The organism is Cystobacter fuscus, assembly GCF_002305875.1.
Classification (GTDB): Bacteria; Myxococcota; Myxococcia; order Myxococcales; family Myxococcaceae; genus Cystobacter; species Cystobacter fuscus_A.
Map to the genome: position 1 here is coordinate 12,254,735 of NZ_CP022098.1, position 25,006 is coordinate 12,279,740.

The 25,006-nt window shown below is 69.6% G+C and carries 25 protein-coding genes; 5 read left to right on the forward strand and 20 right to left on the reverse strand.

Annotation, left to right across the window (positions count from 1 at the left end):
• Nucleotides 1-70: 70 nt before the first annotated feature.
• The 5 genes from CYFUS_RS49810 to CYFUS_RS49825 all read right to left on the reverse strand — a co-directional run bounded on the left by CYFUS_RS49810 (nt 71) and on the right by CYFUS_RS49825 (nt 3,801).
• Nucleotides 71-589, reverse strand: a complete 519-nt coding sequence (locus CYFUS_RS49810; RefSeq protein WP_157759121.1) for a hypothetical protein — start codon at nt 587-589, stop codon at nt 71-73.
• Between the two features lie 88 nt (nt 590-677).
• Nucleotides 678-1,109, reverse strand: coding sequence for an MnhB domain-containing protein (locus CYFUS_RS49815; protein ID WP_095991647.1), 432 nt, complete (start codon nt 1,107-1,109; stop codon nt 678-680).
• Entirely contained in the window at nt 1,106-1,633 is a 528-nt protein-coding gene (gene mbhE, locus CYFUS_RS52160; RefSeq protein WP_198316418.1) for a hydrogen gas-evolving membrane-bound hydrogenase subunit E, read from the reverse strand. Before mbhE ends, CYFUS_RS49815 begins: the two co-directional genes overlap by 4 nt.
• Nucleotides 1,537-3,393 carry an NADH-quinone oxidoreductase subunit L gene (locus CYFUS_RS49820; protein ID WP_198316419.1) on the reverse strand — a complete coding sequence of 619 codons (1,857 nt, stop codon included), beginning with the start codon at nt 3,391-3,393 and terminating at the stop codon, nt 1,537-1,539. The genes mbhE and CYFUS_RS49820 overlap by 97 nt, the downstream gene beginning before the upstream one ends.
• A 33-nt stretch (nt 3,394-3,426) precedes the next feature.
• Nucleotides 3,427-3,801: a helix-turn-helix transcriptional regulator gene (locus tag CYFUS_RS49825; RefSeq protein WP_232537904.1), complete on the reverse strand. Its 375-nt coding sequence runs from the start codon at nt 3,799-3,801 to the stop codon at nt 3,427-3,429.
• A 372-nt stretch (nt 3,802-4,173) separates the two neighbouring features.
• Here CYFUS_RS49825 and CYFUS_RS49830 point away from each other — a divergent pair, with 372 nt between their 5' ends.
• Complete coding sequence (locus tag CYFUS_RS49830; RefSeq protein ID WP_157759122.1) at nt 4,174-4,662, forward strand: hypothetical protein; 489 nt, start codon at nt 4,174-4,176, stop codon at nt 4,660-4,662.
• Nucleotides 4,663-4,669: 7 nt separating this feature from the next.
• Here CYFUS_RS49830 and CYFUS_RS49835 read toward each other — a convergent pair whose 3' ends face one another.
• The 3 genes from CYFUS_RS49835 to CYFUS_RS49845 all read right to left on the reverse strand — a co-directional run bounded on the left by CYFUS_RS49835 (nt 4,670) and on the right by CYFUS_RS49845 (nt 7,393).
• On the reverse strand, nt 4,670-6,184 hold the full coding sequence (locus tag CYFUS_RS49835; RefSeq protein WP_095991650.1) for a methyl-accepting chemotaxis protein: 1,515 nt from the start codon (nt 6,182-6,184) through the stop codon (nt 4,670-4,672).
• Between the two features lie 163 nt (nt 6,185-6,347).
• Nucleotides 6,348-6,632: a hypothetical protein gene (locus CYFUS_RS49840; protein WP_157759123.1), complete on the reverse strand. Its 285-nt coding sequence runs from the start codon at nt 6,630-6,632 to the stop codon at nt 6,348-6,350.
• Nucleotides 6,633-6,766: 134 nt separating this feature from the next.
• Nucleotides 6,767-7,393: a TIGR02265 family protein gene (locus tag CYFUS_RS49845; RefSeq protein WP_095991652.1), complete on the reverse strand. Its 627-nt coding sequence runs from the start codon at nt 7,391-7,393 to the stop codon at nt 6,767-6,769.
• Between the two features lie 408 nt (nt 7,394-7,801).
• Between CYFUS_RS49845 and CYFUS_RS49850 the strand changes: the two genes are divergently transcribed.
• Together CYFUS_RS49850 and CYFUS_RS49855 are read left to right on the forward strand one after the other, a co-directional pair.
• Complete coding sequence (locus tag CYFUS_RS49850) at nt 7,802-8,764, forward strand: aldo/keto reductase (RefSeq protein WP_095991653.1); 963 nt, start codon at nt 7,802-7,804, stop codon at nt 8,762-8,764.
• Between the two features lie 56 nt (nt 8,765-8,820).
• Nucleotides 8,821-9,789: a HEAT repeat domain-containing protein gene (locus CYFUS_RS49855; protein WP_095991654.1), complete on the forward strand. Its 969-nt coding sequence runs from the start codon at nt 8,821-8,823 to the stop codon at nt 9,787-9,789.
• A gap of 8 nt (nt 9,790-9,797) precedes the next feature.
• On the opposite strand, the gene CYFUS_RS49860 is transcribed toward CYFUS_RS49855, so the two are convergent.
• The 11 genes from CYFUS_RS49860 to CYFUS_RS49910 are packed head-to-tail and all read right to left on the reverse strand — an operon-like array spanning nt 9,798 to nt 21,300.
• A complete protein-coding gene (locus CYFUS_RS49860; RefSeq protein ID WP_095991655.1) occupies nt 9,798-10,181 on the reverse strand; it encodes a cytochrome C oxidase subunit IV family protein in 384 nt (127 codons plus the stop codon).
• Between the two features lie 12 nt (nt 10,182-10,193).
• Nucleotides 10,194-10,832, reverse strand: a complete 639-nt coding sequence (locus CYFUS_RS49865) for a cytochrome c oxidase subunit 3 family protein (protein ID WP_095991656.1) — start codon at nt 10,830-10,832, stop codon at nt 10,194-10,196.
• Complete coding sequence (locus CYFUS_RS49870; RefSeq protein ID WP_095991657.1) at nt 10,822-12,444, reverse strand: cbb3-type cytochrome c oxidase subunit I; 1,623 nt, start codon at nt 12,442-12,444, stop codon at nt 10,822-10,824. The genes CYFUS_RS49865 and CYFUS_RS49870 overlap by 11 nt, the downstream gene beginning before the upstream one ends.
• The gene (coxB, locus tag CYFUS_RS49875; protein WP_095992695.1) at nt 12,422-13,543 is read right to left on the reverse strand and encodes a cytochrome c oxidase subunit II; all 1,122 of its coding nucleotides are present in this window, start codon (nt 13,541-13,543) and stop codon (nt 12,422-12,424) included. Before coxB ends, CYFUS_RS49870 begins: the two co-directional genes overlap by 23 nt.
• A gap of 53 nt (nt 13,544-13,596) precedes the next feature.
• Nucleotides 13,597-13,986, reverse strand: coding sequence for a hypothetical protein (locus tag CYFUS_RS49880; protein ID WP_095991658.1), 390 nt, complete (start codon nt 13,984-13,986; stop codon nt 13,597-13,599).
• A complete protein-coding gene (locus CYFUS_RS49885; RefSeq protein WP_095991659.1) occupies nt 13,983-15,164 on the reverse strand; it encodes a hypothetical protein in 1,182 nt (393 codons plus the stop codon). Before CYFUS_RS49885 ends, CYFUS_RS49880 begins: the two co-directional genes overlap by 4 nt.
• A complete protein-coding gene (locus CYFUS_RS49890; protein ID WP_095991660.1) occupies nt 15,161-15,754 on the reverse strand; it encodes a c-type cytochrome in 594 nt (197 codons plus the stop codon). The genes CYFUS_RS49885 and CYFUS_RS49890 overlap by 4 nt, the downstream gene beginning before the upstream one ends.
• A complete protein-coding gene (locus CYFUS_RS49895; protein ID WP_095991661.1) occupies nt 15,751-16,284 on the reverse strand; it encodes a DUF3341 domain-containing protein in 534 nt (177 codons plus the stop codon). The genes CYFUS_RS49890 and CYFUS_RS49895 overlap by 4 nt, the downstream gene beginning before the upstream one ends.
• Nucleotides 16,285-16,287: 3 nt before the next feature.
• Complete coding sequence (gene nrfD, locus CYFUS_RS49900) at nt 16,288-17,670, reverse strand: NrfD/PsrC family molybdoenzyme membrane anchor subunit (protein ID WP_095991662.1); 1,383 nt, start codon at nt 17,668-17,670, stop codon at nt 16,288-16,290.
• A complete protein-coding gene (locus CYFUS_RS49905; protein ID WP_095991663.1) occupies nt 17,663-20,665 on the reverse strand; it encodes a TAT-variant-translocated molybdopterin oxidoreductase in 3,003 nt (1,000 codons plus the stop codon). The genes nrfD and CYFUS_RS49905 overlap by 8 nt, the downstream gene beginning before the upstream one ends.
• Entirely contained in the window at nt 20,653-21,300 is a 648-nt protein-coding gene (locus tag CYFUS_RS49910) for a cytochrome c3 family protein (protein ID WP_095991664.1), read from the reverse strand. Before CYFUS_RS49910 ends, CYFUS_RS49905 begins: the two co-directional genes overlap by 13 nt.
• A 516-nt stretch (nt 21,301-21,816) precedes the next feature.
• On the opposite strand from CYFUS_RS49910, the gene CYFUS_RS49915 reads away from it, so the two are divergent.
• Both CYFUS_RS49915 and CYFUS_RS49920 read left to right on the forward strand, forming a co-directional pair.
• The gene (locus CYFUS_RS49915; RefSeq protein ID WP_232537270.1) at nt 21,817-23,181 is read left to right on the forward strand and encodes a Tox-REase-5 domain-containing protein; all 1,365 of its coding nucleotides are present in this window, start codon (nt 21,817-21,819) and stop codon (nt 23,179-23,181) included.
• Nucleotides 23,182-23,194: 13 nt separating this feature from the next.
• The gene (locus tag CYFUS_RS49920) at nt 23,195-23,935 is read left to right on the forward strand and encodes an Imm52 family immunity protein (RefSeq protein ID WP_095991666.1); all 741 of its coding nucleotides are present in this window, start codon (nt 23,195-23,197) and stop codon (nt 23,933-23,935) included.
• A 76-nt stretch (nt 23,936-24,011) separates the two neighbouring features.
• On the opposite strand, the gene CYFUS_RS49925 is transcribed toward CYFUS_RS49920, so the two are convergent.
• The gene (locus CYFUS_RS49925; protein WP_157759124.1) at nt 24,012-24,917 is read right to left on the reverse strand and encodes a type VI immunity family protein; all 906 of its coding nucleotides are present in this window, start codon (nt 24,915-24,917) and stop codon (nt 24,012-24,014) included.
• Between the last annotated feature and the right edge of the window lie 89 nt (nt 24,918-25,006).

The following is a 25,006-nucleotide window of genomic DNA, read 5'->3' on the forward strand; positions in this document are numbered from 1 at the left end:
CATGAACGCACCGAGGGGGCTGGAGCGCATGTGGCTCCAACCCCCTCGGTGAACTTCCGTCAACTCAGGCTCAAGGCGTCTGCGCGGGAGGAGCCTCGGCGGGCGCGCCCTCCTGCTGAGGAGCCACCCGGTAGCCCTGGCGCGGCGGCATGTAGTCCAGGCGCCCGCTGCCCCGGTTGTCGCCGCCGTAGCCCTCGGCGCAGGTGTACTCCACCGTGCGCGAGCTGATCAGGAAGGGCACCAGCGTGGAGAACCCCGCCGCACAGGAGGCACTGGCGAGAGTATTCAGGTAGGGATCGTTGGAGGAACCACCGCACACCAGTCCGCCCACGATGCCGCCCGCGATCCCCAGGCCCGCGTTGATGAGCCAGTCCGTGCCACTCAGCTTGCTCTCCACCGTCGACAGGCTCTCGCACTCGCGCCCCGCGGGGCCGGAGAGCGGCACGAGGCCACCAATCGTGAACCACTGGCGATCCGTGTACGCGGGCCCATCGGGCCGGGCCTGACTGACGACCTTCGTGGTGTAGCAGCCCACCTGGCTCGTCATCACGGCAACCACGGCGACCACGGTTCCAAGACGCTTCGACATCGTGTGTTCCCCCTCGGGATTAGGAGTGCGGTGCAATCGCGCACGGGCACCCCGGACGGGAGGCTTAATTGAATATTCACGCCACGCGCTACCCCCTCCGGTGGGATTGCGCCACCAGCCCATCGATGGCCGTCACGATGAAGCCCATGACCACCAGGAAGATGCCCGCGTCGAAGAGGACGGAGGTGTGGAACTCCAGCGTGCCGAAGTGCGTCACGACTCCGCCCGGGCGCGGGTAGTGCGTCACCGGCGCGGCTCCCCACACGAGCGGCCCGAAGGCCACGCCCAACAACAGCAGCAGGCCCACGCCGGCCACCTGGGGCGCGTAGCGCACGCCGGGCAGACGCCGCGCCTCCTGCCTCCCGCTCGCCACGTACTGCAACAGCACCGCGAGCGCCCCCAGCACGCCCGCGCCGAAGCTGTCCCCCGCCTCCACGTAGCCCTTGAGCCACACCGCCACCGCCACCACCAGCGCGGGCAGCAACACCACCCGGGACGTGGAGGGGATGAAGGACTTCATTCCGCGCGCTCCCCGGTGAGCAGGTGGATGATGCCCAAGAGCACCACCACCATCACCGACGTCTCACCCACCGTGTCCAGCCCCCGGAAGTCGGTGATGATGGCCGACACCACGTCCCGGGCATGCGCCGCCTCCGTCCACGCCACGTGCGCGCCCACCACGCGCTCCTCGCGCAGGTGCGTCAGCGCGTTCCACGACGTCGCCGTGGCGCTCACCCCCGCCACCCCCGCGAACACCCAGTCACGCCAGCGCGTGCGCGAGGCCTCCACCTGCGCGTGCTCCTGGCTGTGGCGCGGCAGCCGCGAGAGCAGCGCGAGGAAGAGCAGCGTGAAGGTCGTCTCCACCAGCACCGCGGTGAAGGCCACGTCCGGCGCCGCCGCGAAGGCGAACACCGCCGCGAGGCTGAAGCCCACGCACGACAGCAACATCACCAGGTGCAGGTGGCTCGCCGCGCGCAGCGTCGCCACGGCCGCGCCCGCGGCGATGAGCAGCCCGAGCACCAGCGGCGCGTCCGCGAGCCCCACCCCCTGCCCCCAGGAGAAGAGCGGCCCCGTCCCCGGGTGGCCCAGAGCGCCGCCGCGCCGAGCAGCCCCGCGGGCACCAGCACCGACGCCACCCGGTCCCTCAAGTCGCGCACCTCCAGCCGCCGCAGCCCATCCGACAGCGCGTCCGCGCCCGCCAGCAGCGCGCCATAGGCCCGCTCCACGCCCACGCCGGACGCCGCGCGCGTGAGCGCCTCCAGCGGAGCCTCCCACCGCCGGCGCGTGACGAGCACCCCCACCCCCAGCGCCCACGCGCCCAGCGCGAGCAGGTTCTCCGCCCGCGCATCCAGGTGGTAGGCGAGCCCGAGCGGCGCCGGGTGCCCGAGCATCTCCCCCTCCGCCGCGTCCACCAGTTGGTTGAGCGGCCCGAGCCACACGCCCCCCAGCAGTACCCCCGCCCCCAGCACCGCCACCGGCGCCACCAGCCCCCACGAGGCGTGTCCCCGCGCCCCGCGCGGCGCTCCCAGGAAGAGGCCCGTCCACAGCCGCCCGGTGTACGCGAGCGTCAGCGCCGCGCCGAGCACCCCCGCCGCGCTCCACGCCCCGCCCCGCTCCACGAGCGCGCGGAAGAAGAGCTCGTCCTTGAAGAAGCCCAGCGTGAGCGGCAGCCCGGCGAGCCCCGCGGCCGCCACGGCGCTCGCGCCCGCGAGCCCCGGCAACGAGCGCCACAGACCCCCGACCTTCTCGAGCGACTCCTCGCCGGTGGCGTGGGTGACGGCGCCCACGGTGAGGAAGAGCGCCGCCTTGCACAGGCCATGGGCCAGCACGTAGAGCGGAGCGCCCGCACCGCCCAGCCCCACCAGCACGAGCACGTAGCCGTACTGGGCGATGGTGGAGTACGCCAGCACGCGCTTGAAGCGCCACGCGCACAGCGAGAAGAGGCTGCCCACGAGCATGGACAGAAGCCCCACCCCGGCGAGCCCCTGGAGCACCTCGGGCGCGAGGGCGAAGACGGGCAGGAAGCGCTGGAGGACGAAGACGCCCGCGGCCACCATCGCCGCCGAGTGCAGGTAGGCGGACACCGGCGTGGGGGCCGCCATGGCGCGCGGCAGCCAGAAGTGGAGGGGCACCTGGGCGCTCTTGGCCAGGGCTCCCACCGCCACGCAGCCCAGCGCCACGAAGAGGCGGGGGCCTCCGGGAGCGCGGGCGGCGAGCCCGGACAGCTCGAAGGTGCCACACGCGAGCCCCAGCGACACCACCCCCGCCAGCAGCACCACCGAGGTGCCCCCGGTGACGACGAGCGCCATGAGCGCCGCCGAGCGCGAGCCGGTGCGCTCCCGGTCGTAGCCGATGAGGAAGTAGCTGGCCACCGTCGTCAGGTCCAACGCGATGACGAGCAGCAGCGCGTCGCGCGCCATGACCAGGAGCAGCATGGCCCCCATGAAGGCGAGCACCCACGCGTACAGGCGCACCTCGTCGCGGCGCGGCCGGTGGCGCTCCTCGAGGTAGTGCGGCAGGTAGGCGCACGCGTAGACGAGGACGAGCAGGCCCACGCCCAGCACCAACGTGCCATAGAGGAAGGACAGCCCATCCAGCGCGAGCGCCAGGCGCACGTTCCACGTGGGAATCCACTCGAGCGACACCCCGGCGAAGCCCGCCGCGCGGGACCGGAGGAAGGCGCCCAGGGCCGCCGCCGAGCAGAGCGCGCCCACCGGTCCCGCCCAGGACGGACGCCACGCACCCACCCCGAGCACCAGGGCGACACCCAGCAGGACGAGCAACAGCGGAAGGACGACGGTCATCTCGGGCCCGGGAGGAGAGGAGGGCCCCCGAGGTTAGGTGCCCGGGCGCCTCGCGAGCGGAGCTTCTCCGGACGCTCGTGCGCTGGTGGACAGCGCCTGGCCGCGCGAGGGCGGCTGGAGCGACTCGGCCAGCAGGTGCAGCATCCGCAACTGCGAGGCGCTCAGCCGGCGCACGGCCTGCACCAGCCGGCGCAACTGCGGCGAGGACGCCCCCAGCCCCAACAGCTCGTCCGAGTCGATTCCCAACTCCAGACACAGCCGCCGCAGCGCGGGGATGCTCGGCAGACGCTCGCCCCGCTCGATGCGGCCGTACTCCGCGGGCGCCAGCCCCACCCGGCGCGCCACCTGCGCCTGGGTCAGCGCCGCGCGCACCCGCACGGCATGCAACCGCGCACCGAGGGCCCTCACCAAGGGACGTTCAACTCGAACCGGGAGCCTGGGCATGACGAGACGGCCTCCTGCGCGGGAGCGGACAAGGCGACGGCGAGCTTCCCACCTTACTGACTTGTTACATCCTGTCAATGCGCTCTACCCATTTCCGGAGTTGACCCAACCCTCTCCCTCTTCCGAGGTATGGTGCCGTCCAGGTCGCCCGCGCGCCGACCCGACCCCGGAGGTCATCGCCGCCCCCTCCTCTCCTCCCAGACGCCCCTCCCGGCACACCTCTGTGGGGCCTTGTAGGCGCGAGCCCACCGGACCCGCGTACGCGTGGGGGGGTGTCCAGTCGAGGGCCCCGCACCTATCTTGCGGCGCCGCATGACCACTCCGGAGGACACCTGCATGAACAATGAGACTCTCGTCGCCTCGTCCCACGTGGACCGGTCTCCCGCCGAGTCGCAGAGCCTTCCGCCCCTGTCCGACGGAGTGACGCTCGTGGTCACCCAGGCCTTCGGCCCCGGGGGCGACAACCTGGTGGGCTTCTGCGACGTGCGCTTCAACGGCTACCCGGCCATCACCGTGCTCGTGCGCACGCCCGAGGGACGCGAGGGACTCGTGCACCTGTCCCCCATCCACGGCGACACGCGCCGCCAGGGCTTCACCGACATCGCCCCCGGCACCCGGTGCACCCTCCTGTGCCCCGCCACCCGGCGCCCCCTGGAGAAGCTGGGCGCCGTGGACGATGGCAGCGGCGCCGTCTACCACGCGCTCTACCTCACGCCCCGGCTGTCCAGCGGCCACGCCATCGCCATCTCCGACATCTGGGGCCACTTCAACTCGCGCCTCGTGGACGACGAGGCCGTCATCTCCTACTGGTCCCCGGAGAACTGACGCCGCCTCAGAAGCCGCCCGGCTCGCGCGGCGGCGGCGGCGGCGGAGACGCCACCTGCTCCGGCTCCGGCATGAGCCGGCTCAGCTCGTCCGCCATCATCCCCAGTTGCATCGCCGTGGCCGACACGTCCGAGCCCATGCGCACGTACGTGTCCACCAGCTCCAGGAGCGTCGCGCACCCCTGGGAGATGTGCGTCGTCTGCTCCGCCTGACGATCCGCCTCGCTGGAGCTCTTCTCCATCAACTTCTGGTTCTGCAGCACCGTCTCGCGGATGGAGCGCAGCGTGGTGCGCGCCGACTCGAGCACCGGCGTGAAGCGCCCGGCCGTCTCGCGGATGTGCCCCACCGCGTGCAGCGTCTCGGACATCTGCCGCGTGACGCCCCCCACCACCTCCCCAATCCGCTGCGAGCTGCGGCCCGACTCCGCCGCGAGCTTGCCCACCTCGCGCGCCACCACCGCGAAGCCCCGCCCATGCTCGCCCGCGCGCGCCGCCTCGATGCCCGCGTTGAGCGCCAGCATGTTCGTCGCCGCCGCCATCTCCTGGATGGTCTCCACGAAGCCGTTGATGCGGTCCGCGCTCTCCTCCAGCTTCTGCACGCTCAGCGCGCTGCGGCCCACCGCCTGGCCAATGGCCGACAGGCTCGTCTCCATGCCGCTCACCAGCACGTCCACCTCGCCCGTGTAGCGCTGGGCCTCCTCGGCCTGGGTGGCGCTCACGCGCGAGTGGCGGAAGAGCGCCCCGGCCGCGCTCGCCATCTGCTCGCTCGCCGCGGAGATGCGCAGCGCCGCGGTGCGCACCAGCGCCGCCTGGTTGGACATCTCCGCCAGCGTCGTGGACAGCGTCTGCGCCGAGCCCGCCAGCGTGCGCCCCGTCTGGAACACCCTGCCGCGCGACTCCTCCAGCTCCGCCAGCGCGCGCCGCATGTCGCGGCGCAGGTAGAACTGGCGGATCTGCCCGCGGTGCAGCGCCTCGAGCAGCAGCACCACGCCGAGCGCGCCCGCCAAGAGCGTCAGGTCCAACACGAGCGAGGCGCCAAAGGACATCGACGAGCCCAGCGCGTCGAGCAGGAGGTGCCCCGCGACCAGCAGCGCGTAGTAGCCATAGCGCCCCGCGCGGCCCACCGGCAGCACCGACGGCCCGGTGAGCACGTTCAGGAGCACCATCACCCCGTGGTAGAGCGAGCCCGCCGTGCCGATGCGGTAGAAGGTCCACTCGTTGCCGATGGCGAACAGGGCCGTGGCCCAGAAGATGGCGGGCGGCAGCGCCTCGCGGCTGAGCAGCCCGCGCACCGACCACATCACCAGCGGCACCAGCGCCCAGGGCAGGCGCGCCAGGGCCATCACCGACAAGGGCCGCCCACCACCCAGGCCCGCCCAGGCGTGCAGCACATCGAGGGAAAACAACACGACCGTCGCCGCCACGGCGATGACCGACAGCTGCCGCAGTCGGGCCGGGCCACGCGTCAGCAGGAAGTCCTCGTAGGTCTCCTGCATCGGTTGAGGGCGGGGGAGGGTGTCCATAGGGAGCTGCCCCGGACCGCGTCAGCCGCGCATCCGGAACCCTCACCGTATCAGACGTGGACCGTCTCCCGTCGGTGCCATTCGCTCGCCCGTCCGTCCCCCCACGGGGAGAGCACCCGCCAGAGGGCTTCCCTGGTCCGGACGCCCTCCCTCCGGGTGGGTGCTACGGCTCACCCATGGTGCTGAACCAGTCCCGTCCCGAGTCCCTCCGCCCGGACGTCCCCTTGCCCGAGGTCGGGTGCGGTCCGCTCTCCCAGGAGGCCTCCTCGCCCTCGCCCGGAGGAGCCTCGGTCGTCTCCAGGGCCACGTCCATCAGGGCCACCAGGAGTCCCAGCAGACTCACCCCCGCGAACACCACCTTCATCTTCCGCCGACGCATCCGCTCGCGGTGCCAGTGCTGCCGCGCCGAGGGAAGCACGATGAGCTTTCCGGGGGGCTGAGAGGACATACGGCGAGTGTAGCCCAGGACCGCGGGACCGCCGACAGAGGGGCCACTCTTTTCCAGCGGGTCCCGCTCTCCATCCGCCACATCTTGAACATCGTGGCGGTGAACGCGTGCACGACGCAGCGCGCGACGGGCCCTCAGTCGCCCTCGGTCCAGGCCAGGAGGAACTCGCAAGAGAAGGCGCTCACGCGTCGGCCCTCGATGCGCACGCCGCGCGCGCCGGCCTTCTTGAGCAACGCCTCGAGCAGCCCCTCCAGGTACGCGCACGGCAGCACGTCGCGCGAGAAGTTCACCCGGGCGCGCGTGGGCCCCAGCGCCGTCACCGACAGCGGGCCTCCCTTGGGGGAGAGCATCTGGTAGGCCATGGGCAGGTTCTCGAGCACCCGCCGCGGCGTGCCCGAGGCGAGCACGTCCATCGCCTTGCCCGCCGGACTCTTGAGGAACGCCGCCGTGCCCAGGTGCCCCAGCATCCGCAGCGTTTCCTGCCCCTCGCACCCGCGCTCCTCCATCAGCCACGCCGCGCGCCGCACCATCCGCAGGAAGTCCACCGCCGGGTAGGCGAAGAAGTCCACGAAGTCGCGCTCGCCCGTGACCTCCTCCAGGCACGCCTCCATCGCCGCCTCGCCCAGGAGCGTCAACATCGCCTCCTGCAGGCTGCGGAAGAACATGCCCCTCAAGGTGTCCTCGGGCCCCAGCCACGTGAGCAGGTGCCCCAGTTCCGCTCCGGTCTGAACCCTGTACGCCTCAGCTCCGAGACCGCTCATCGCGTGGACCCTCCCCAGGCCGTCCTCCAGCCAGACCCCTTCTTGACCGGTGACGACGGACCCCGCTCAGTCATTGGCCGGCAAATCCTGTCACACCTGAACGTCCGGGTAAAACCGTTCATCCCGATCCATCGGCCTGACACGTATCAATTCCACGCACCGCGTCGGCCATGTCCCTCACTGTCAGTGAAACAGGACGCCCACGTCCTGCTGACACGATTCTGCAACCCCGGAAAACCCCGGGGGTAGCGGGAAACAGGCGCACCTCCCACCCTCGGGCCGGACCGCCGACGGGGGTCGCCGAGGGCAGGGAAGCAGGCGGGGCATCCCGGGCAGCGCATGGGCGGAGCGCCCCGGACGACTTCCTCCCGGCGACGCTCATCCCCAGGGTGTGAGGGGGGAGAGACCATGGCGAACTCGGACACGCGCGCGGAGATGACGTACCGGACCCTGGGGCGCACCGGGGAGAGGGTGTCGGCGATCGGCCTCGGGGGCTGGCACCTCGGGCTGCCCCAGGTGGACGAGAAGCTGGCGCTGCGCATCGTGCGCGCGGCGATCGACCGCGGCATCAACTTCATGGACAACTGCTGGGACTACAACGAGGGCCTGAGCGAGCTGCGCATGGGCAAGGCGCTCCAGGAGGGCTACCGGAACAAGGTCTTCCTGATGACGAAGATCGACGGCCGCACGAAGAAGGAGGCCGCGCGGCAGTTGGAGCACTCGCTGGAGCGGCTGCAGACGGACTGCATCGACCTGGTGCAACACCATGAAATCCTGCGCTTCGAGGATCCGGATCGCATCTTCCGCGAGGGCGGAGCCCAGGAGGCGCTGCTCGAGGCGAAGCGGGCCGGCAAGCTGCGCTACATCGGCTTCACGGGGCACAAGGATCCACGCATCCACCTGGCCATGCTGGAGCTGGCGCGCGAGCGCGGCTTCACGTTCGATGCGGTGCAGCTACCGCTCAACCTGATGGACGCGCACTTCCGCAGCTTCGCGAAGCTCGTGGTGCCGGAGCTGGTGAAGGACGGCATCGGCGTGCTCGCGATGAAGACGATGGCCAACGGCGCCATCCTCCGCTCCAAGACGGTGACGCCCATCGAGTGCCTGCACTACGCGCTGAACCTGCCCACCTCGGTGGTCATCACGGGCGTGGACCGGATGGACATCCTCGAGCAGGCCTTCGAGGCGGTGCGCACCTTCAAGCCCTTGAGCGACGAGCAGTTGCAGGCGCTGCTGGCCAGGACGCGCACGGCGGCGCTGCGGGGCGAGTTCGAGCCGTTCAAGACGTCATCCATCTACGATGGCACGGCGACCAACCCCCAGTGGCTGGGCGAGGAGCCCGAGGAGTTGCAGGCGCAGATGCAGACGTGAGGAGCCGACACTTGCCTCAGGAAGCAATGGGGCGCGGGTTGGGACATGATCCAGGTATGAGCAGAGTCCCCGCCCCGCCACGCCCGACACTGGCCTTGAGCTTCATCGAGGCATTTCGCGAGGGAGACGAGACCCGGACACGTGCCCAAGTGATTCAGTTCGGTGCGCGCAAGGCCAGGTCCCTGCTGGAGGCCATGTTGGAGGCTCCTGACGCAGTCGCGCGACAGGCCGCGGCATTCGGCCTCGGAGAGCTGGGCGGCGCCGCCAGCGTCAAACTCCTCGAGCACCAGCTCGCCCTGGAGGAAGCACGGGGAAGTCATGATGGGGCCGCCGTCGCGGAGGCCATCACCCAAGCGCTGGGACGTATCCGAGGGGCGAGCGCACGAGCGAGCCTCGCACGCAGGCTGGAGCGGCTGGTCGCCTCGGACAGGCCAGAGCCCGCTGACTTGAACGATGTGGCCTGTGCCCTGTGGCGCAAACGGCATCCAGAGCTGATTCCCATCGTCCGACAGTGTTTGGAGAGGCTCGCACATCCAACTCCCACCGCCCTGCACGGCTTGCTCGTGCTACTGGAAAAGCCCCCGGAAGAACTCCGTCACTGGGCCGCCGATGGCTCCGTTCCCATCGAGCTCAAGGGCGAGGTGCTCACGGTGCTCACCGAGGAGCTACCCGAGACGCTCGTCTCCACCCTGCCCGCCTTCATCTCCTCGGCCGAGCCCCTGATGGACACGGCCGTGAACCACAAAGGAGCAGCCTCGGCCTACTGCGTGGATTTGTTCTCCCTGCTCCTCTTGAAGCCGGAGCATCTCCTCCCCATGCTCCCGGATACCACCCTCGACAGGTTGCGTGACATGGCCCGGAAGTGGGTCGCGGCGACATCTTCTCTCAAGTGCTCCCTTCAAGCCGCAGTCCTGCTCAAGCACCTGGGCCGCAAGGAGGATGCGGCGCTCCTCGAAGCGCACCGGCCAGCGGACCCTACGCTGGCCAAGGTCTTCGATGATGCGGCCCAGGTGCTGCGCGGGTGACTGGCAGCTCAATGTCCCACCCTCCGCGTGGGTGAACCCGGCGGGGCCGTGCGTGTCGACGCCGGACGCACGGGCTCCAGCGCCTTGGGCCCATCCGGCCTCGCCATGCGCACCCGCGTCATCGCCTCCACCAACGACAGCCCGAGCAACAACGCCAGGAACAGCGCCGACACCGGAAACACCACCCGCCGCGCTCCCGGCTGCTCCACCAGGTGCATGAAGAACATCGCCACCAGCGCCGTCTTCGTCAGGGCAATCCCCAGCGCCACCGGCAACGACCAGTGCCCCAGGTGCCCCCGCGTCCCCAACAACCACGTCGCCACCGTCAGCACCACCAGCACGCCCCATATCCCCACGTAACCCCAGACGCTCTTCCTCCCGTGCTCCGCCATGGCGCCCTCCCCTCACTCCACCAGGTACAGCAGCGGATAGATGAACAGCCAGAAGACATCCACGAGGTGCCAGTACAACCCGCCCACCTCCACCGGTACGTGGTACTCGGCCGTGTACCTCCCCACCAACGCCCCCCACACCAGCCACCCCAACACGCTCAGCCCCGCCAGCATGTGCAGCGCATGCAGCCCCGTGAGCAGGAAATACAGCGTGAAGAACAGGCTCCCTCCCCGATCCGGCAGCTCCGCCAGCCGGTAGTACTCCCCGGGCAGTGCTCCCTCCGTCCAGTGCTTCCAGTACTCCCAGCCCTTGATGACGAGGAACCCCAATCCCAGGCCCATCGCCACCAGCAGCGCCACCCCCATCCAGAACGCCCTCCCGCTCCGGATGAAGTGCACCGCCAACGCCACGCACAGACTGCTCGTCACCAACAGCAGCGTCTGCACCGTGGCCCACCCCGTCGCCAGGTGGTGGCTCGCCTCGATGAAGACCTCCGGGTAGTAATAGCGATACACCGCGTACCCGACGAACAGGTTCGTGAAGAGCAACACCTCCGAGCCCAGGAAGATCCACATCCCCAGCTGCGCCGCATGGCTCTGGTTCTCCCGGCTCCCGAAGTACTCCCGCCAGGGCGTCGTCTCAGAAGACATGGGGCGCCTCGGACACCGTGTAGTCGTGGACCTCGCGCTCGAAGCGCGGCGGCTCGCGGAAGTTGTGCGGCCCGGGCGGAGAGGCACTGAACCACTCGTACCCCCTCGAGCCCCAGGGATTCGCCGGACTCACCTTCCCGTAGCGCAGCGACCACACCAGGTAGAGGCCAATCAGCCCGAAGCCAAACGCCAGCAGCGACGCGCCCGCCGTGCTCAGCACGTTCAGCCACTGCATCTCGCTCGGGTATTGGTAGTAGCGCCGCGGCATTCCCATGTTCCCCAACAGGAACTGCGGCAGGAACGTCACGATGAAGCCGAAGATGATGGTGCACGCCGCGACGGATGCCCAGCGCTCGGGGAACAGCCGTCCGAACATCTTCGGCCACCAGTAGTGCAGCGCCGCCAGGAAGGCCATCAGCACCGAGCCCACCATGATGTAATGGAAATGCGCCACGATGAAGTACGTGTCGTGCCAGTGCACGTCCAGCGACGTGGTCGCCACCGCCACCCCCGTCATCCCTCCGAACGTGAGCAGGAAGATGAAGCCCAGCACGTAGAGCAGCGGCACCTTCAAGTCGATGGCGCCCCCATACATCGTCGCCACCCAGTTGAAGATCTTGATGGCCGTGAAGATGGCCACCAGCATGCTCAACACCCCGAAGATGCCCGAGCCGAACGTGGACTGCCCCGACACGAACATGTGGTGCCCCCACGAGAAGAACCCCACGAACGCAATCCCAAACGTGGACGCGGCGATCATCCGATAGCCGAAGATGTTCTTGCGGCTGAAGGCACACACCACCTCGGTGATGACGCCCATGGCCGGCAGCACCATGATGTAGACCGCCGGGTGTGAGTAGAACCAGAACATGTGCTGGAAAAGCACCGGATCCCCCCCGCGCGTGGGATCGAAGATGCCCACTCCCGCCACCCGCTCGAGCGCCACCAGCACCAGCACCATCGCGAGCACCGGCGTTGCCACCACCTGGATGACCGACGTGCCGTAGATGGCCCACACGAAGAGCGGAATGCGCGACCAGTGCATCCCCGGCGCCCGCAGCGTATGCGTCGTGGTGATGAAGTTCAGCCCGGTGATGATGGTGGAGAAGCCGATGATGAACACGCCCAGCAGGATGGGTGTCACCGCCGTGGGCGACGTCGTGCTGTAGGGCGTGTAGAACGTCCACCCCGTGTCCGCGCCGCTCCACACCATGCCGAACACCGTCAGCGCCGCGCCCGCCGCGTAGATGTACACCGACGCCAGGTTGAGCCGCGGAAAGGCCACCTCCTTCGCCCCCAGCATCAACGGCAGCACGAAGTTGCCGAACGCCGAGGGAATCGCCGGAATCATGAACAGCCACACCATCGTCACCCCGTGCAGGGTGAACACCCGGTTGTAGGTCATCGGGCCCATGATCGTCGGCCCGGGCGTGAGCAGTTCAATCCGCAGCAACATCGCGAATACGCCGCCGAGCAGCAGCGCGGAGATGACCAGCACCAGGAACATCACGCCAATCCGCTTGTGATCGCGCGTGAGCAGCCACGAGCGCACCGTCGTCTCGTGATTCAGATAGGTGGGCTCGGCCAGGCTACCTGCCGTCGATGGGTTCATACACGGGCCCTCCCGGCCGGATGTCGTCCCGCCGCGCGCCGCGCAGCGTCCGGATGTACTCGATGAGCGCCGCCACCTCCGCCGCGTCCAACTGCCCCTGGAACGACGGCATCACCAGCGCGTAGCCCTCCACCTGCTTCACCTGTGGCTTCATCATCGACTCGGTGAGGTACGCCTCGTCCGCCACCACCGTCCCTCCCCCCTCGAGCCGCTCCTCGCGCCGGTACAACCCCCACCACGTGGGCCCGATGTGCGCCGTGCCATCCACCGTGTGGCACCTCAAACACCCCTTCTCCGCCGCCACCCGCTCGCCCCGCTCGGCCAGCGTGCCCCGCTCCGCCGTCATCAACTCCCCATGCGGCGCCTCCGCCGAGTACTCCATCGCCAGACGCGCCGGGACGAGGGGCTCGTCGCGCTCGGCAGCCCCAGGTGTCGCGTCCCGCAGCGCCACCGGACCCGCGCGCTGCTCGCGCAGCCACGCCGCGTAGTCCTCCGGCGAGAGCGCCACGACCTCCGCCCACATCTCCGAGTGCTTCAATCCGCAGTACTCCGTGCACATCACCCGGTAGCGGCCCGGCCGCGTCACCTCGAACCATGTCTGGGTATAGGCCCCGGGCAGCGCGTCCTGCTTCACCCGGAACGCCGGCACGTAGAACGAATGGATGACGTCCCGGCTGGTGAGCAGCAGCCGCACCGGCCGGCCCACCGGCACCCGCAGCACGCCAATGGCGTTGGGGCCCTCGGGATAGGTGAACTTCCACATCCACTGCTTGGCCACCACGTAGACGTCCATCGCCTCGGGCGGCGGCGTCTGCATCCACACGAAGTCGTGGTAGCCGATGAAGAACCACGCGAGGAACACCGCGAGCGGCGAGCCCACGAAGAGCACCTCCCAGCCCAGCGACGTCTGCACCTTGCGCGTGGCCTGCGACTCCGAGCGCCTGCGGTAGCGGATGAGGAAGAACCCCGCCAGGCCGAAGATGAGCGTGGCCACGACCATCGCCGTGCTGATGATGACGTAGTGCAGATGATCCACGTCCCGGGCGAAGGTGGACGCCTGCTCCGGCAGGAAGAGCACCTGGCGGAAGAACTCGTTCAGCGTCCCGCCGTTGCCCGCGTCCACCACGCCCCCCACGTCCTCGCCCCCTGGCATCATGGGCTGCCTCCGTCGCGCCGCGCGCCACCCACCACGCGCTCGATGCCCCACTCGATGGGCATGCGCACCACCCCCGCGTCCCGATCCACCCAGCCATACCCGTGCAGCTGCTCCGCCTGTGCGTTCTTCTCGTCGTAGGCCCGCGTGTCGAGCGGAAAGGGCCCCGTGTTCACGATGTTGATCTCCGGCTGCTCGAGCGCCGGAGGCTCGGAGGGTCCCTCGGGGTTGAGGTGCCACTCGCGCGCCTGGAGCTGCTTCCAGGTCACCCACACGAAGGCGGTGAAGAGGAGCAGTGTCACCAGCAGCACCGTGCCCACCTGCCACCCCTTGGTGGCATCCGGGTCGCGCTCGGACGTCTTCCACTCCCGCTGGGACTCGCCGCTCATTCGTCGTACCCCAGGGACTCGAGCAGGTAGGGGTCTCCCACGGGCATGGTGGCGTGCCCCCGCAGCCGCCACAGGGTGAAGGCCACCGCCGCGCCTCCCACGCCGAGGAACGCCGACACGTCCGCCCAGTGCAGCCGCGGCCCCTCGGGGCTCACCACCGGAATCACCAGCCACCACGTGTCCACCGCGTGCGCGCACAACATCCACACCGCCAGCCCCGCCAGCGTGCGGCCATGCAGCTTGAAGGGACGCGACAGGAGCACGAAGAAGGGCAACACGAAGCGCGAGCCCACCACCGCCATCGCCACCGGCTGCCACGCCCCCGTCGCGCGCAACACGTACCAGGGCACCTCCTGCGGCAGATCCGCGATCCAGATGAGGAAGAACTGGCTGTAGGCCATGTAGGCCCAGAAGATGCTGAAGGCGAGGAGGAACTTGCCCAGGCTCGCCCAGTGCGAGGCATTGACGAGCTCGCCATACAACTGCGGCCCCCGCGCCAGCGCCGTCGCCAGCGTCAGCAGCGCCAGCGCGCCCACGAAGGCCCCGGAGAACCAATACAAGCCATACACCGTGGACACGAAGAGCGGCTCCAGGGACATGAGCCAGTCCAGTGACGCGAAGGACATGGCCAGCGCCACTCCGGGCAGCGCCCCCGCGCCCAACCACCACTGCCACCGCGTGAGCCGGGGCTCGCCCGTCTCGTCCTGCCGGCGCGACCAGCGCAACAGCAGCTCGCTCACCGTGCTCCACACCGCGAAGTACAGCACCGCGCGCGCTCCCCAGAAGGGCAGGTTGAGCCACGGGCGCTTGTGCTCGAGCTTCTTCAAGTCCTCCTCGGACAGCGCGGGAGGCGGCCCGAGCCACGGGTAGAGCAGGTGCGCCCCGGCGAGCAGCGGCACGAAGAGCAGCGCGAAGAGCGGCAGCGAGGCCGCCATCGTCTCCAGCATGCGGCGCAGCACCACCGGCCAGCGCGCCCGCGACGCATGCCACGTGCCCAGCAGCACCAGCGAGGCCACCGCCAGTGCCGCCCAGTACGCGAAGGCGAACAGGTACGCGAAGAGCGCGCGCCGGGTGTCCACCGCCCACCCCAGGCCCGTCACCGCGAGCCCCACCCCGCCCACCGCCGCCGCGGCCAGCATGGGCACGCGCCCGCCCGTGAAGCGCTCCATCACCTTCATGGCGCGCCCTCCTCGAGCAGCCGCGCCCTCGCCTCGGCCGGCACGTCTCCGAGCCTCGCCCGCTGGCTCTCGCGCAGCGCCCGCACGTAGGCCACCACCGCCCAGCGCTGCTCCGGCGTCAGCTTCTCCGCGTAGCCCGGCATCAGCCCATACCCCTCGCTGATGACGGCGTACACGTACCCGTCCTCGTACTCGGGCAGATCCACCAGCGAGGGCGGCTCGCGCAGCCCCATGTTGCGCGCCACCTGGCTCACCCCGTCCCCGAGCACCCCGTGACAGGTCGCGCAATAAATCTCGAAGGAGCCCTGTCCGCCCTCGACGAACTCCCGCGTGAGCGCGAGCGGAATCTCCTCCACGTAGCCCGCGTCCGGGGCCTCGCGGCCGGTGAGGAAGCGCCGGGAGATTCCCCGCCGGCTCCTCGGCACCGTGTCCGGCGGCGGCTGGCGCATCGTCCGCCCGTCCGCGAAGAAGGCGTTCTCCCGGAAGGGCAGACCCTTGGGCTGATCCTTCATCCCCGCCCACCCCTGGAAGTCCACCGAGCACCCCCCGAGCACCCCGACGAGGAGGAGCCCCGCGAGCCCGCGCCTCATGTCTCCTCCTCCACCACCGCCGTGGTGCGCGCCGCCAGCTCGCGCAGGTGGCCGAGCAGCACCTCCGTCCGGGCGTGCTCACTCGTGGTGACGCTCACCCAGAAGCCGCCGGTGGATGCGCTGCGGAAGGACTCCAGCTCGAAGAGCGGATGGTGCGGCCGGGGAAAGCGGAAGAGCACCATCAGCCCGAAGAAGAGCGTCAACGAGGCGAAGAGCACCGTCGTCTCGAAGGTGATGGGGACGAAGGTCGGCCAGGAGTGCGGCGGCCGGTTGCCCACGTTGAGCGGCCAGTCCACCGCGTTGGTCCACCACTGCACCCCATAGGCCAGCACCGCCCCGGACAGGCCCGCCAACAGGGCGAAGGCGCGCAGGGGCGAGGGCTTCAACCCGAGCACCTCGTCCAGCCCCTCCACCGGGTAGGGCGAGAAGGCATCCAGCGAGTCCGCCGCGCAGCCGCGCTCGCGCAGCGCCGTGAGGGCCCGCTTCGCCTCCGCTCCCGAGCCGAACTCCCCCACCACCCAGTAGCGCATGGCTCAGGCCCCCTTCTCCGCCGTCAACTCGTGGTGCAGCTCCTTCACCTCGCTGATGGACACGGGCGGGACGAACTTGAGGAAGAGCAGGAAGAGGAAGCCGAAGAAGCACATGGAGCCGCCCAGCAGCGACAGATCCACCCACGTGGGCGAGTACGTGTGCCAACTGCCCGGCAGGAAGTCGCGCGAGAGCGAGGGAACGATGATGGTGAAGCGCTCCACCCACATGCCCGCGTCCACGGCCAGCGAGACGAGCCACACCACCGCGAGGTTGCGGCGCAACCGGGGAAACCAGAAGAGGTGGGGCAGCACCACGTTGGTGAGCATCTGGAACCAGAACAGGCCCGCCCACGTGCCCGAGCGCTTGAAGGAGTAGGCGGCCATCTCCGCCTCGTCGCCGCTGTACCAGGCGAAGAAGTTCTCCTGGAGGTAGCCGTAGGACACCATCAGCCCCGTGGCCAGCAGCAGCTTGCACAGGATGTCCACGTGCCGCTCGGTGATGACGTGGCCGAGCCCCAGCGCGCCGCGCGTGGGGAGCAGCAGCGTGAGCACCAGCGCGAGTCCGGAGAAGATGGCGCCCGCCACGAAGTAGGGAGGGAAGATGGTGGTGTGCCAGCCGGGCACCTGGGCGATGGCGAAGTCGAAGCTGACGATGGTGTGCACGCTGAGCACCAGCGGCGTGGCCAGCCCCGCGAGCAACAGGTACGCCGTGCGCCAGTGGTGCCAATGCCGCGCCGAGCCCGTCCACCCGAGTGACACCAGCCCGTACCAGAACTGCCTGCGCGGCGTGGGCGCCCGATCGCGCGCCGTCGCCAGGTCGGGCAGGAGGCCCAGGTACCAGAAGAGCACCGACACGGTGAGGTAGGTGGTGATGGCCACCACGTCCCACGGCAGCGAGCTCTTGAACTGCGGCCAGACGCGCATGGTGCTCGGATAGGGGATGAGCCAGTACGCCACCCAGGGCCGCCCCAGGTGCAAGAGGGGGAAGAGTCCCGCCTGCACCACGGCGAAGAGCGTCATCGCCTCGGCGAAGCGGTTCACCGACGCGCGCCACTTCTGCTGGAAGAGCAACAGGATGGCGGAGATGAGCGTGCCCGCGTGGCCAAAGCCAATCCACCACACGAAGTCGATGATGCCGAAGGCCCACGCCACCGGGATGTTGTTGCCCCACGCCCCAATGCCTTTCACCAGCGTCACGGTGATGGCCGTGAGGAACAGCGCCGTGCCGAGCCCCGAGAGGCCGAGCAGCACCCACCAGCCTCGCCCCGCCGCGCCAAGGGTGGGCCGCAGGAGCGATTCCGACAGGTGCTCGGGGCTCGGCGCGCCCTTGATGAGCGGCTCGGACACGAGCGCATCGCCCGAGGGCGTGGCGGGTGGTTCAGCCATGCTCCAGCTCCGGGTTCGGGTTCGTGATGCGCGCCAGGTAGGCCGTGCGCGGGCGGGTGCCCAATTCGTGCAGCACCGCGTAATGCCTCGCGTCCCGGTGGCGCCGCGCCACCTCCGACTCCCGCTCGTGCAGCGAGCCGAAGACGATGGCCTCGGTGGGACACACCTGCGCGCACGCGGACTGGAGCGCCTGGGTGTCGATGGGCTTCCGCGCCTTGCGCGCCTCGATGCGGGCGCGTTCGATCCGTTGCACGCAGTACGTGCACTTCTCCATGACGCCACGCGAGCGCACCGTGACGTCTGGGTTGAGTCCCAGCTTCTCCACCTCCGTCACCCGGGGGCGGTACTCCAGGTAGTTGAAGCGGCGGACCTTGTACGGACAGTTGTTGGAGCAGTACCGCGTGCCGACGCAGCGGTTGTAGACCATCTGGTTGAGGCCCTCGTCCGAGTGGACGGTGGCGTTCACCGGGCACACGTACTCGCACGGCGCCGTCTCGCAGTGCTGGCACATCATCGGCTGCGGCAGGGCGCGCTGAGCGTCGGGCGAGCCCTCGAAGTAGCGGTCCACCCGCAGCCAGTGCATCTCCCGTCCCCGCGCCACCTGCTCGCGCCCCACCACCGGCACGTTGTTCTCCGCCTGGCACGCCACCACGCACGCCCCGCAGCCGATGCACCGGTTCAAGTCCACCGCCATCGCCCACTGGTAGGGCTCGGCGTACTTGAACGGGTCGTACAGCGCCGCCACCTCCCCCTTGAGGTGCTTGAGGTACTCGGGCCGCTTCTTCTCGAAGGTGTCCAGCGTGTCCTGGAGCGCCACCTCCCGGCCCTCCATGGACCAGTGCTGCTGCACCGTCACGCACCCGCCCTCCCCCTCCCCCGGCTCCACCTGGAGCCCCCCCGAGAACCACGGCGCGTCCACGTGCCGCAGCAGGAAGGCATCCACCCCCAGCACCTCGTGCTCCGGGCCCTCGCGGCCCCAGCCCAGCTCCAGCGTCACCGTGTCGTCCGCGTGCCCCGGCAGCACGAACACCGGCGCCTCCACCCGCCGGCCCCGCAGCGTCAGCCGCACCGTGCCGCTCGGGGACAACTTCAGGCGCTCGGCCGTGGCCGGGCTCACCAGCGCCGCGTTGCCCCAGGCCAGCATCGTCAGCGGATCCGGCATCTCCTGCAGCCAGGGGTTGGCGAAGAAGCGCCCGTCCTGGACCTTGTAGCCCGGCACCAGGTTGAGCTCGAGGCCCTCGGACGGCGCGCCCGTGAAGGCCCGCACGACCGTCTCCACCGCGCCCGCGTCCACCGTCACCCCGAGCGCGGGCCGCGCGGTGTCCGGCACGGTGCCCACCGCCAGCGCCTGATCCCACGCCTCGTCGAAGGCCACCCCCGGCCCTCCCCGCTCCCGCTCCCAGTGGCTCCGCACGAGCTGGTACGCCGTCCGCTCCGCCACGCCCGCGAAGGGCGCGAGCACGTCCAGCTCCGTGAGCCCCTGGAAGAGCGGCCGGATGAGCGGCTGCACGAGGCTCACCGTGCCATCCACCGCCCGCGCGTCGCCCCAGGACTCCAGCACGTGCGCCGCCGGGAGCACCCACGCGCACCGCTTCGCCGTGGCGTCCTCGCGGTAGGCCCACGCCACCGCGTTGGGCACCACCGCGAGCGCCGCTCCCAACGTCACCCCCACCGGCGCCGAGGACACCGGGTCGAACGCCGTCACCACCACCGTGTCCACCCGGCCCGCGAGTGCCGCCTCCGCCAGCGCGCGCGACACCTCCAGCCCGCTCGGGCCCGGCTCCACCCCGGACTCCTGGTAGGTGACGATCCGCCCCGCGCTGCCCAGGCGCGCGTTGAGCAGGTGCGCCAGCGCGTGCACCCGCGGCGGCTGCCTCGGGCCCACCACCACCACCGCGAGAGGCCCCGCCCGCGCCAGATCCTCCGCCACCGCGCGCACCGCGCGCGCGCGCTCCGGCCAGGGGGCAATGCCTTCCCGGAAGCGCTCGAGCCCCGGCAGCCGATTCGCCAGCTCCCCCAGCACCGCCAGGGCGAAGCGCTCCACCTCCGAGGGCTTCATGCGCAGCCGGTGGTCCGCGTTCATCCCCGTCACGCTGAAGTGACTCTCCGCCACGTACAGCCGACCCATGGTCCCGCGCTCGGGGGTGCGCGAGCGGGCGAACTCCCGCGCCTCGCGCAGGCTCGCAGGCCCCTGCACGAGGAAGTCCGCGTCCAGCGACAACACCACCCGCGCCTCGTCGTGGCGCACGAGCGTCTCCACCGGACGGCCGAAAGCCAGCCGCGCCCCCTCGTACACGTTGTCCCGCGCGAGCGCGTGGTACGTCTCCACGCGCGCCTTGGGAAAGCGCTGGCGGATGCGCTCCACCAGCTCGCGCCGCGTGGGCGAGGCCGAGGGCTCCAACAGCAGCCACAGCCCCTCGCCACCCACGGCCTCCAGGCGGCGCGCGTGCTCCACCTGCGCGTCCTGGTAGGCATTGAAGGAGCTCGGCGCGCCCCGGTGCGTCACGCTCCGCGTGCGTGACGGGTCATAGAGGTCCACGAGCAGCGCCTGGGCGTGAGGGTGGGTGGCGCCGAGACTCACCGGGTGGTCCGGGTTGCCCTCCACCTTGGTGGGGCGGCCCTCCCAGCTCGTCACCACCAGCCCCGCCGCGTAGCCCTCGGGGGCCCAGGCGGTGGCATAGGCGTTGGGCACACCGGGCGTCACGTCCGGGGGCTGCACGGTGTATGGCATGACCTTCTCGGCGGGCCGCTTGCACGCCGCCAACCCCGCGAGCGCCGCCACCGTCCCCGCGAGCTGGAGGAAGCGGCGCCGCTCGAGTCCCTGGGGAGGCTCGGCCGCGCCCGGAGGGAACTCCCGCGAGGCGGCGCGCTCCCACTCGGGCGAGCGGTGCAGTTCCTCCAGACTGCGCCAGGCGCGTGGACGTCCGGCGTCGGCGCGAGGCCGGGGCGAGTCCTGGAGGACGGGCAGCGCGTAGCGGTCGATCAGCGATGACATGTCGTGCAGTCCATTCGGGGGTGGACGTCGAGGCGGCGCACCAGCTCCTCGGGCGAGGGATCTTCCGGACGGCGCTCCCAGCGCATCGAGGTGAGGGCCGACAGCGGGCGCAGGTGGGGAGCGGGATCGCGGTGGCACTCCAGGCACCAGCCCATGGAGAGCGGATGCTCCTGGGTGACGGAGGGCATCAAGTCCACACGGCCGTGGCAGGTGACACACCCCACGCCCTTGCGCACATGGATGGAGTGGTTGAAGTAGACGAAGTCCGGCAGGTCATGCACCCGCCGCCAGGGAATGGGACGGTCGGCGAAGAAAGACTGGCGTACCGGCTCCAGGAGCGGACTCTGGTTCCAGACCTGCGCGTGGCAGTTGAGACAGGTGGACACCGAGGGATAGCCGGCGCTCGGGGAGACCTCGACGGTGTTGTGGCAATAACGACAGTCGATGGCCTCGTCGCCCGCGTGGTGGCGGTGATCGAACTGGACCGGCTGCGCCACGGGCTGGCGCATGTTCTGCGCGAGCGGGCTCCGGGCATAGAGCCACAGCGAGCCCACTCCGAGCACCGGCGTGGCCAACAGGCCCAGCGCGGCCACCCGGGCCACGGTGTTCGCGCGAGGTGTGAAGATCCAGGCCATAAGGACGAGCCATCGACCCTAAAGAGACTCGATAGGGGCGACAATCACGCTTTGGTCGTGGTCCGCGAGAATGGGCTGGAAGCGTCTGGAATTGAGCGGCGGGAGCGATGAAGCCTGCCATGACCCTGTACCGCCGGCCCATGCTGCTGTGTGCTGAGTGTCATTGGGGAGACGAAACCACCAGAGCCACGGGCCGTGACGTCAGTCGAGGAAGCGTCTCCATCCCGAGCGGCTCGCGGACACTGTATGAAGTTTGACATGCACAAAATGGGCGGGATGACCCCGGCGGCACGCTCGATGAATACACACCATGCACCTGGTGCGGGACCCCACGCGGCGACAGAACCTCGTCTCCCGAACCGTCAGTTTGGCGCAGTCCTCATGACCCTGGCCGTGGTCATGCTATCCGAAGGGTGCGCCACGGGCTCTCCGCGAGGGAGCCCGACAAGCGGCGTCGGTCTCCCCTATCACCCTGGGCCGCAGCAGCCCACCGTCCCCTCCACTCCCGCAGAGGCGGTGGGAGGCTCCGGCGACATCGCCGAGGAAACAGCTGACGCATTCCAGGTGGTGCAGGAGGCCAGCGGCCTTGGAGAAGAGGCCCGGCATCCGGCGGGCGCGGCGCTCTACCAGGAGCAGGCGCGCCAGCTTCTGAACCGGTTGGCGAAGATGCCGGTGACGCAGAAGAGCTTCGCCCCGAGCCGGGTGCTGTGCTGGCTGCTGCGCGAGGTGCTCGCGGGCGGCGAGCGTGTGGAGTACGCCGACTTGAAGTGGCGTGCCGAGCGATTCTGGTTCCTGGTGTTGGTGCGCCCGGACGGCTACCTCGTGGCCGCGCTCACTGGCACGCCCCTCCAGCGCATGGGGCCGCTCCGACTCGTGGAAGGCCAGTGGCGGGTGAGGCGCCTCGTGGTGGGCGACTTCTACTTCTCGCGCGGGGGCGTCTTCTACCCGGTCACCGAAGCACTGAGGCGGGCGGACGGTCCGCCCCTGACCGAGTTGGGACTGGGGAGAGATCCACTCAACGCCGCGCTGGATGGGGCCCAGGACGCGCTGGGAGAGATGGCGATGGCGCTCGCCCATTCCATCCTCCACCCCATCCGTACCGTGGAGGATCTCGCGCAACTTCCCACCACGGTGGCCCACCTCATCGTCTCCTCGCCCGAGTACTTCGCACGCTATGGCGCCATGTCTCGGGAAGACCAGATTCGCGAGGCGGCGCGCCTGTCCACGCATGTGCTGATGATGCTCGGAGGTGCGGAGGCCACCCTGGGGCGCATGAGCGGATGGGGGGCCGGACTGCCGACATTTTCACTCACGGCCAGGGGTGAGTGGGTGCTGGGCGGAGCCATCGTGGCAGGAGGCGCCGCGACCACCGTGGGCGTGAACCTCGAGGCCCTCTCCATCCTCCACATGGCGGGCAGAGGCCCGGGAAAGCCCAGCGGCGCGAGCGGCAAGGCGGGGACACCCTCCAAAACGGCTTCGGCGCAGGGACCCGGCAAGTGGACGTACAAGAAGCCCACCACCAAATCCAAGGACTCCCTGGACTACCAGGAGCAGGTGACGGGACGGCCCGCATGGTGGGTGTACAAGATTGGGGAAGTGGAGTTCGACGGCATCAAGGCCAAGGAGCTATTGGAGGCCAAGGGCCCCGGCTATTGCTCCTTCTTCAACGCGGATGGCACGCCCAAGTACTGGTACAGCCAATCCGGCAAGTTCAACGAGATGATGAAGCAAGCCGAGGCGCAATCGCGGGTTGCCCACGACTTGGGGCTACCGCTGATCTGGCATGTCGCCGATGCCAACGTCGCGAAGTTCCTTCGCAAGATCTTCGCGGATCGAAGATGGAACAACATCACCGTCCAGCATACTCGGCCCGAGCGATAGAGGAGGAGCACGCATGCAGGACAGCTACTACGTGGGGGCGTACTGGGGCCCTCGCAAGGAAACCGCGCTGGAGTGTGCCCGGCGCGCGGAACTCTTCCTCCACATGCTGGCGCGGTGTGATCCGTCCTTCACCCAGTGGTACCGGGCGGGCCGAGGCGTCCCCCGAGAACTGCCAGGCCATCCTGTCCGCGCGGACATCACGGAGCTGGAGAAGTTCCTGCTCCAGGGCAGGATCCGCGCGGGCAAGAGGGTCATGGAGGACATGGGCTTCCGCCAGATGATGTGGAACGCGAAGAAGGAGGCCACCGAAATCCACCTTGCTTGCGGTGGCTATTTCCTCCCCTGGGGCGGGCCCAATTCGTGCCTGCTCTACCCGACCCGGGAGAGCCCGCTCCGGGAGCGGCTGCTGTGTGCTCCCGTGCTCGCCGAAGTGCTCACCAGCATGGCCACCGCGTGGGACCCGGACTTCGCCATGGTCAGCTCGACCGAGATGGTCCGCCTCGTCGAGAAGGGAAAATGGGAGGTGCGCGTGGGCTGGTTGACGTACCTGTCTCGCAGGCTGGGCAGGCTGCCGCCGCTTCCCGCCCCCGTGCGCATCGAGCCGGTGGGGACGCTGGGCTGGCTCCTCCACCTCTCCCCCGAGCCCATGAGTGCGAGCAACCCGGAGCACGTGGCCTTCACCACCCGCGTGCGCGAGCTGCTCGACCGGGCGGGCCTCATCGAGCTTCCGGAGCCAGAGCCCGCCGGTGAGTGAAACGAGCGGGAGGCTCCCCCAGGTCCATGGGAAAGGCTCACCGCCCCCGCAGCCACCGGAGCCACGGGCCGTGAGGTCAGTCGAGGAAGCGTCTCCACCAACGGCGCAACTCCCCCTCATCGCGCTCATGGCCCTGACGACGGAGAAAGCCCCACGGGAAGGGCTCCAACCAGGGCTCCAGTACCCGCGCGAGTTCGCGGTACGCGGGAAGAGGCTGTCCCTGAGCCAGGTCTCCCGCTTCGGGCTCTGACCCCAGGCTTACCAGCACACGCTCACCGTCCAATTCGCGCACGGTAGTGGTGGGCGACTGGAGCTTCGCGCGAAGACCGGTGGTTCCCCCCAGTTCGCCAAGCACGGGAGGGCCCACGAAGTTCATCCAGTGCACACCATCCACCCGAGTGCCCAGGTTGTCGCGAACACCGGCATCGCGAATATCGAAACCAGGGTGACGGAAGATCAACGGACGCAGGATGTCGAGTTGCTCTAGAGAGGAAAACGCGACGTCGAGCGCGAGCCCCACGTGCCCGGAGACGAAGGGAAGCCGTGAAGCCATGGCGACGGCGAGTTCGCGCACGAAGTCCGCCCCCCTCTCCTCGAGGTACTCCGTTGCAAGGGTCGCGCGCAGGACACTGACGGAGCCAGGCGGTGTCTCACGCCACGGAAGGCGAGCGTGGTAGGTGAAGGAGAAACCACTGTCCTGCGCACCGTGAATGCCGAAGGAAGGCTCGGCGCCCGCCTTCTCTGGATGGAAGGCCTCGTCCTCATCGTAGTCGTCGAAGTACCTGCGTTCCTTCGGGTTCAGGGTGTCCCGGATGAGTTCCCAGCCCCTGTCACCGAGCCTGGACGGCTCCCAGTAGCCGCAGGTGTATTCGGACAACGGATTCGGACGGTCATCCACAGCGCGCAGGTAGCTGTCGAGGGCATGAGACACGCCCGCCGCGATGTCGAAGTGATCGTGAGGTACGAAAAAGACGATGCGCACGAGCTCCCGCACGACGAGTCGAGCCCATGAGTGCTCGACAACGCCAGACCCTGACGCCGACGAGGTGTACGAGATGGGTCCAGGGATTC

Coding starts and splice junctions, on each gene's coding strand:
- CYFUS_RS49845 (WP_095991652.1), bottom strand. CDS start 7,393: ATGAGCGGTCTCGGAGCTGAGGCGTACAGGGTTCAGACCGGAGCGGAA.
- CYFUS_RS49920 (WP_095991666.1), top strand. CDS start 23,195: ATGCAGGACAGCTACTACGTGGGGGCGTACTGGGGCCCTCGCAAGGAA.
- CYFUS_RS49910 (WP_095991664.1), bottom strand. CDS start 21,300: ATGGCCTGGATCTTCACACCTCGCGCGAACACCGTGGCCCGGGTGGCC.
- CYFUS_RS49905 (WP_095991663.1), bottom strand. CDS start 20,665: ATGTCATCGCTGATCGACCGCTACGCGCTGCCCGTCCTCCAGGACTCG.
- CYFUS_RS49890 (WP_095991660.1), bottom strand. CDS start 15,754: ATGAGGCGCGGGCTCGCGGGGCTCCTCCTCGTCGGGGTGCTCGGGGGG.
- CYFUS_RS49895 (WP_095991661.1), bottom strand. CDS start 16,284: ATGCGCTACTGGGTGGTGGGGGAGTTCGGCTCGGGAGCGGAGGCGAAG.
- CYFUS_RS49840 (WP_157759123.1), bottom strand. CDS start 6,632: ATGTCCTCTCAGCCCCCCGGAAAGCTCATCGTGCTTCCCTCGGCGCGG.
- CYFUS_RS49815 (WP_095991647.1), bottom strand. CDS start 1,109: ATGAAGTCCTTCATCCCCTCCACGTCCCGGGTGGTGTTGCTGCCCGCG.
- CYFUS_RS49850 (WP_095991653.1), top strand. CDS start 7,802: ATGGCGAACTCGGACACGCGCGCGGAGATGACGTACCGGACCCTGGGG.
- CYFUS_RS49820 (WP_198316419.1), bottom strand. CDS start 3,393: ATGACCGTCGTCCTTCCGCTGTTGCTCGTCCTGCTGGGTGTCGCCCTG.
- nrfD (WP_095991662.1), bottom strand. CDS start 17,670: ATGGCTGAACCACCCGCCACGCCCTCGGGCGATGCGCTCGTGTCCGAG.
- CYFUS_RS49880 (WP_095991658.1), bottom strand. CDS start 13,986: ATGAGCGGCGAGTCCCAGCGGGAGTGGAAGACGTCCGAGCGCGACCCG.
- CYFUS_RS49810 (WP_157759121.1), bottom strand. CDS start 589: ATGTCGAAGCGTCTTGGAACCGTGGTCGCCGTGGTTGCCGTGATGACG.
- CYFUS_RS49860 (WP_095991655.1), bottom strand. CDS start 10,181: ATGGCGGAGCACGGGAGGAAGAGCGTCTGGGGTTACGTGGGGATATGG.
- CYFUS_RS49855 (WP_095991654.1), top strand. CDS start 8,821: ATGAGCAGAGTCCCCGCCCCGCCACGCCCGACACTGGCCTTGAGCTTC.
- CYFUS_RS49870 (WP_095991657.1), bottom strand. CDS start 12,444: ATGAACCCATCGACGGCAGGTAGCCTGGCCGAGCCCACCTATCTGAAT.
- CYFUS_RS49885 (WP_095991659.1), bottom strand. CDS start 15,164: ATGAAGGTGATGGAGCGCTTCACGGGCGGGCGCGTGCCCATGCTGGCC.
- CYFUS_RS49865 (WP_095991656.1), bottom strand. CDS start 10,832: ATGTCTTCTGAGACGACGCCCTGGCGGGAGTACTTCGGGAGCCGGGAG.
- CYFUS_RS49830 (WP_157759122.1), top strand. CDS start 4,174: ATGAACAATGAGACTCTCGTCGCCTCGTCCCACGTGGACCGGTCTCCC.
- CYFUS_RS49835 (WP_095991650.1), bottom strand. CDS start 6,184: ATGGACACCCTCCCCCGCCCTCAACCGATGCAGGAGACCTACGAGGAC.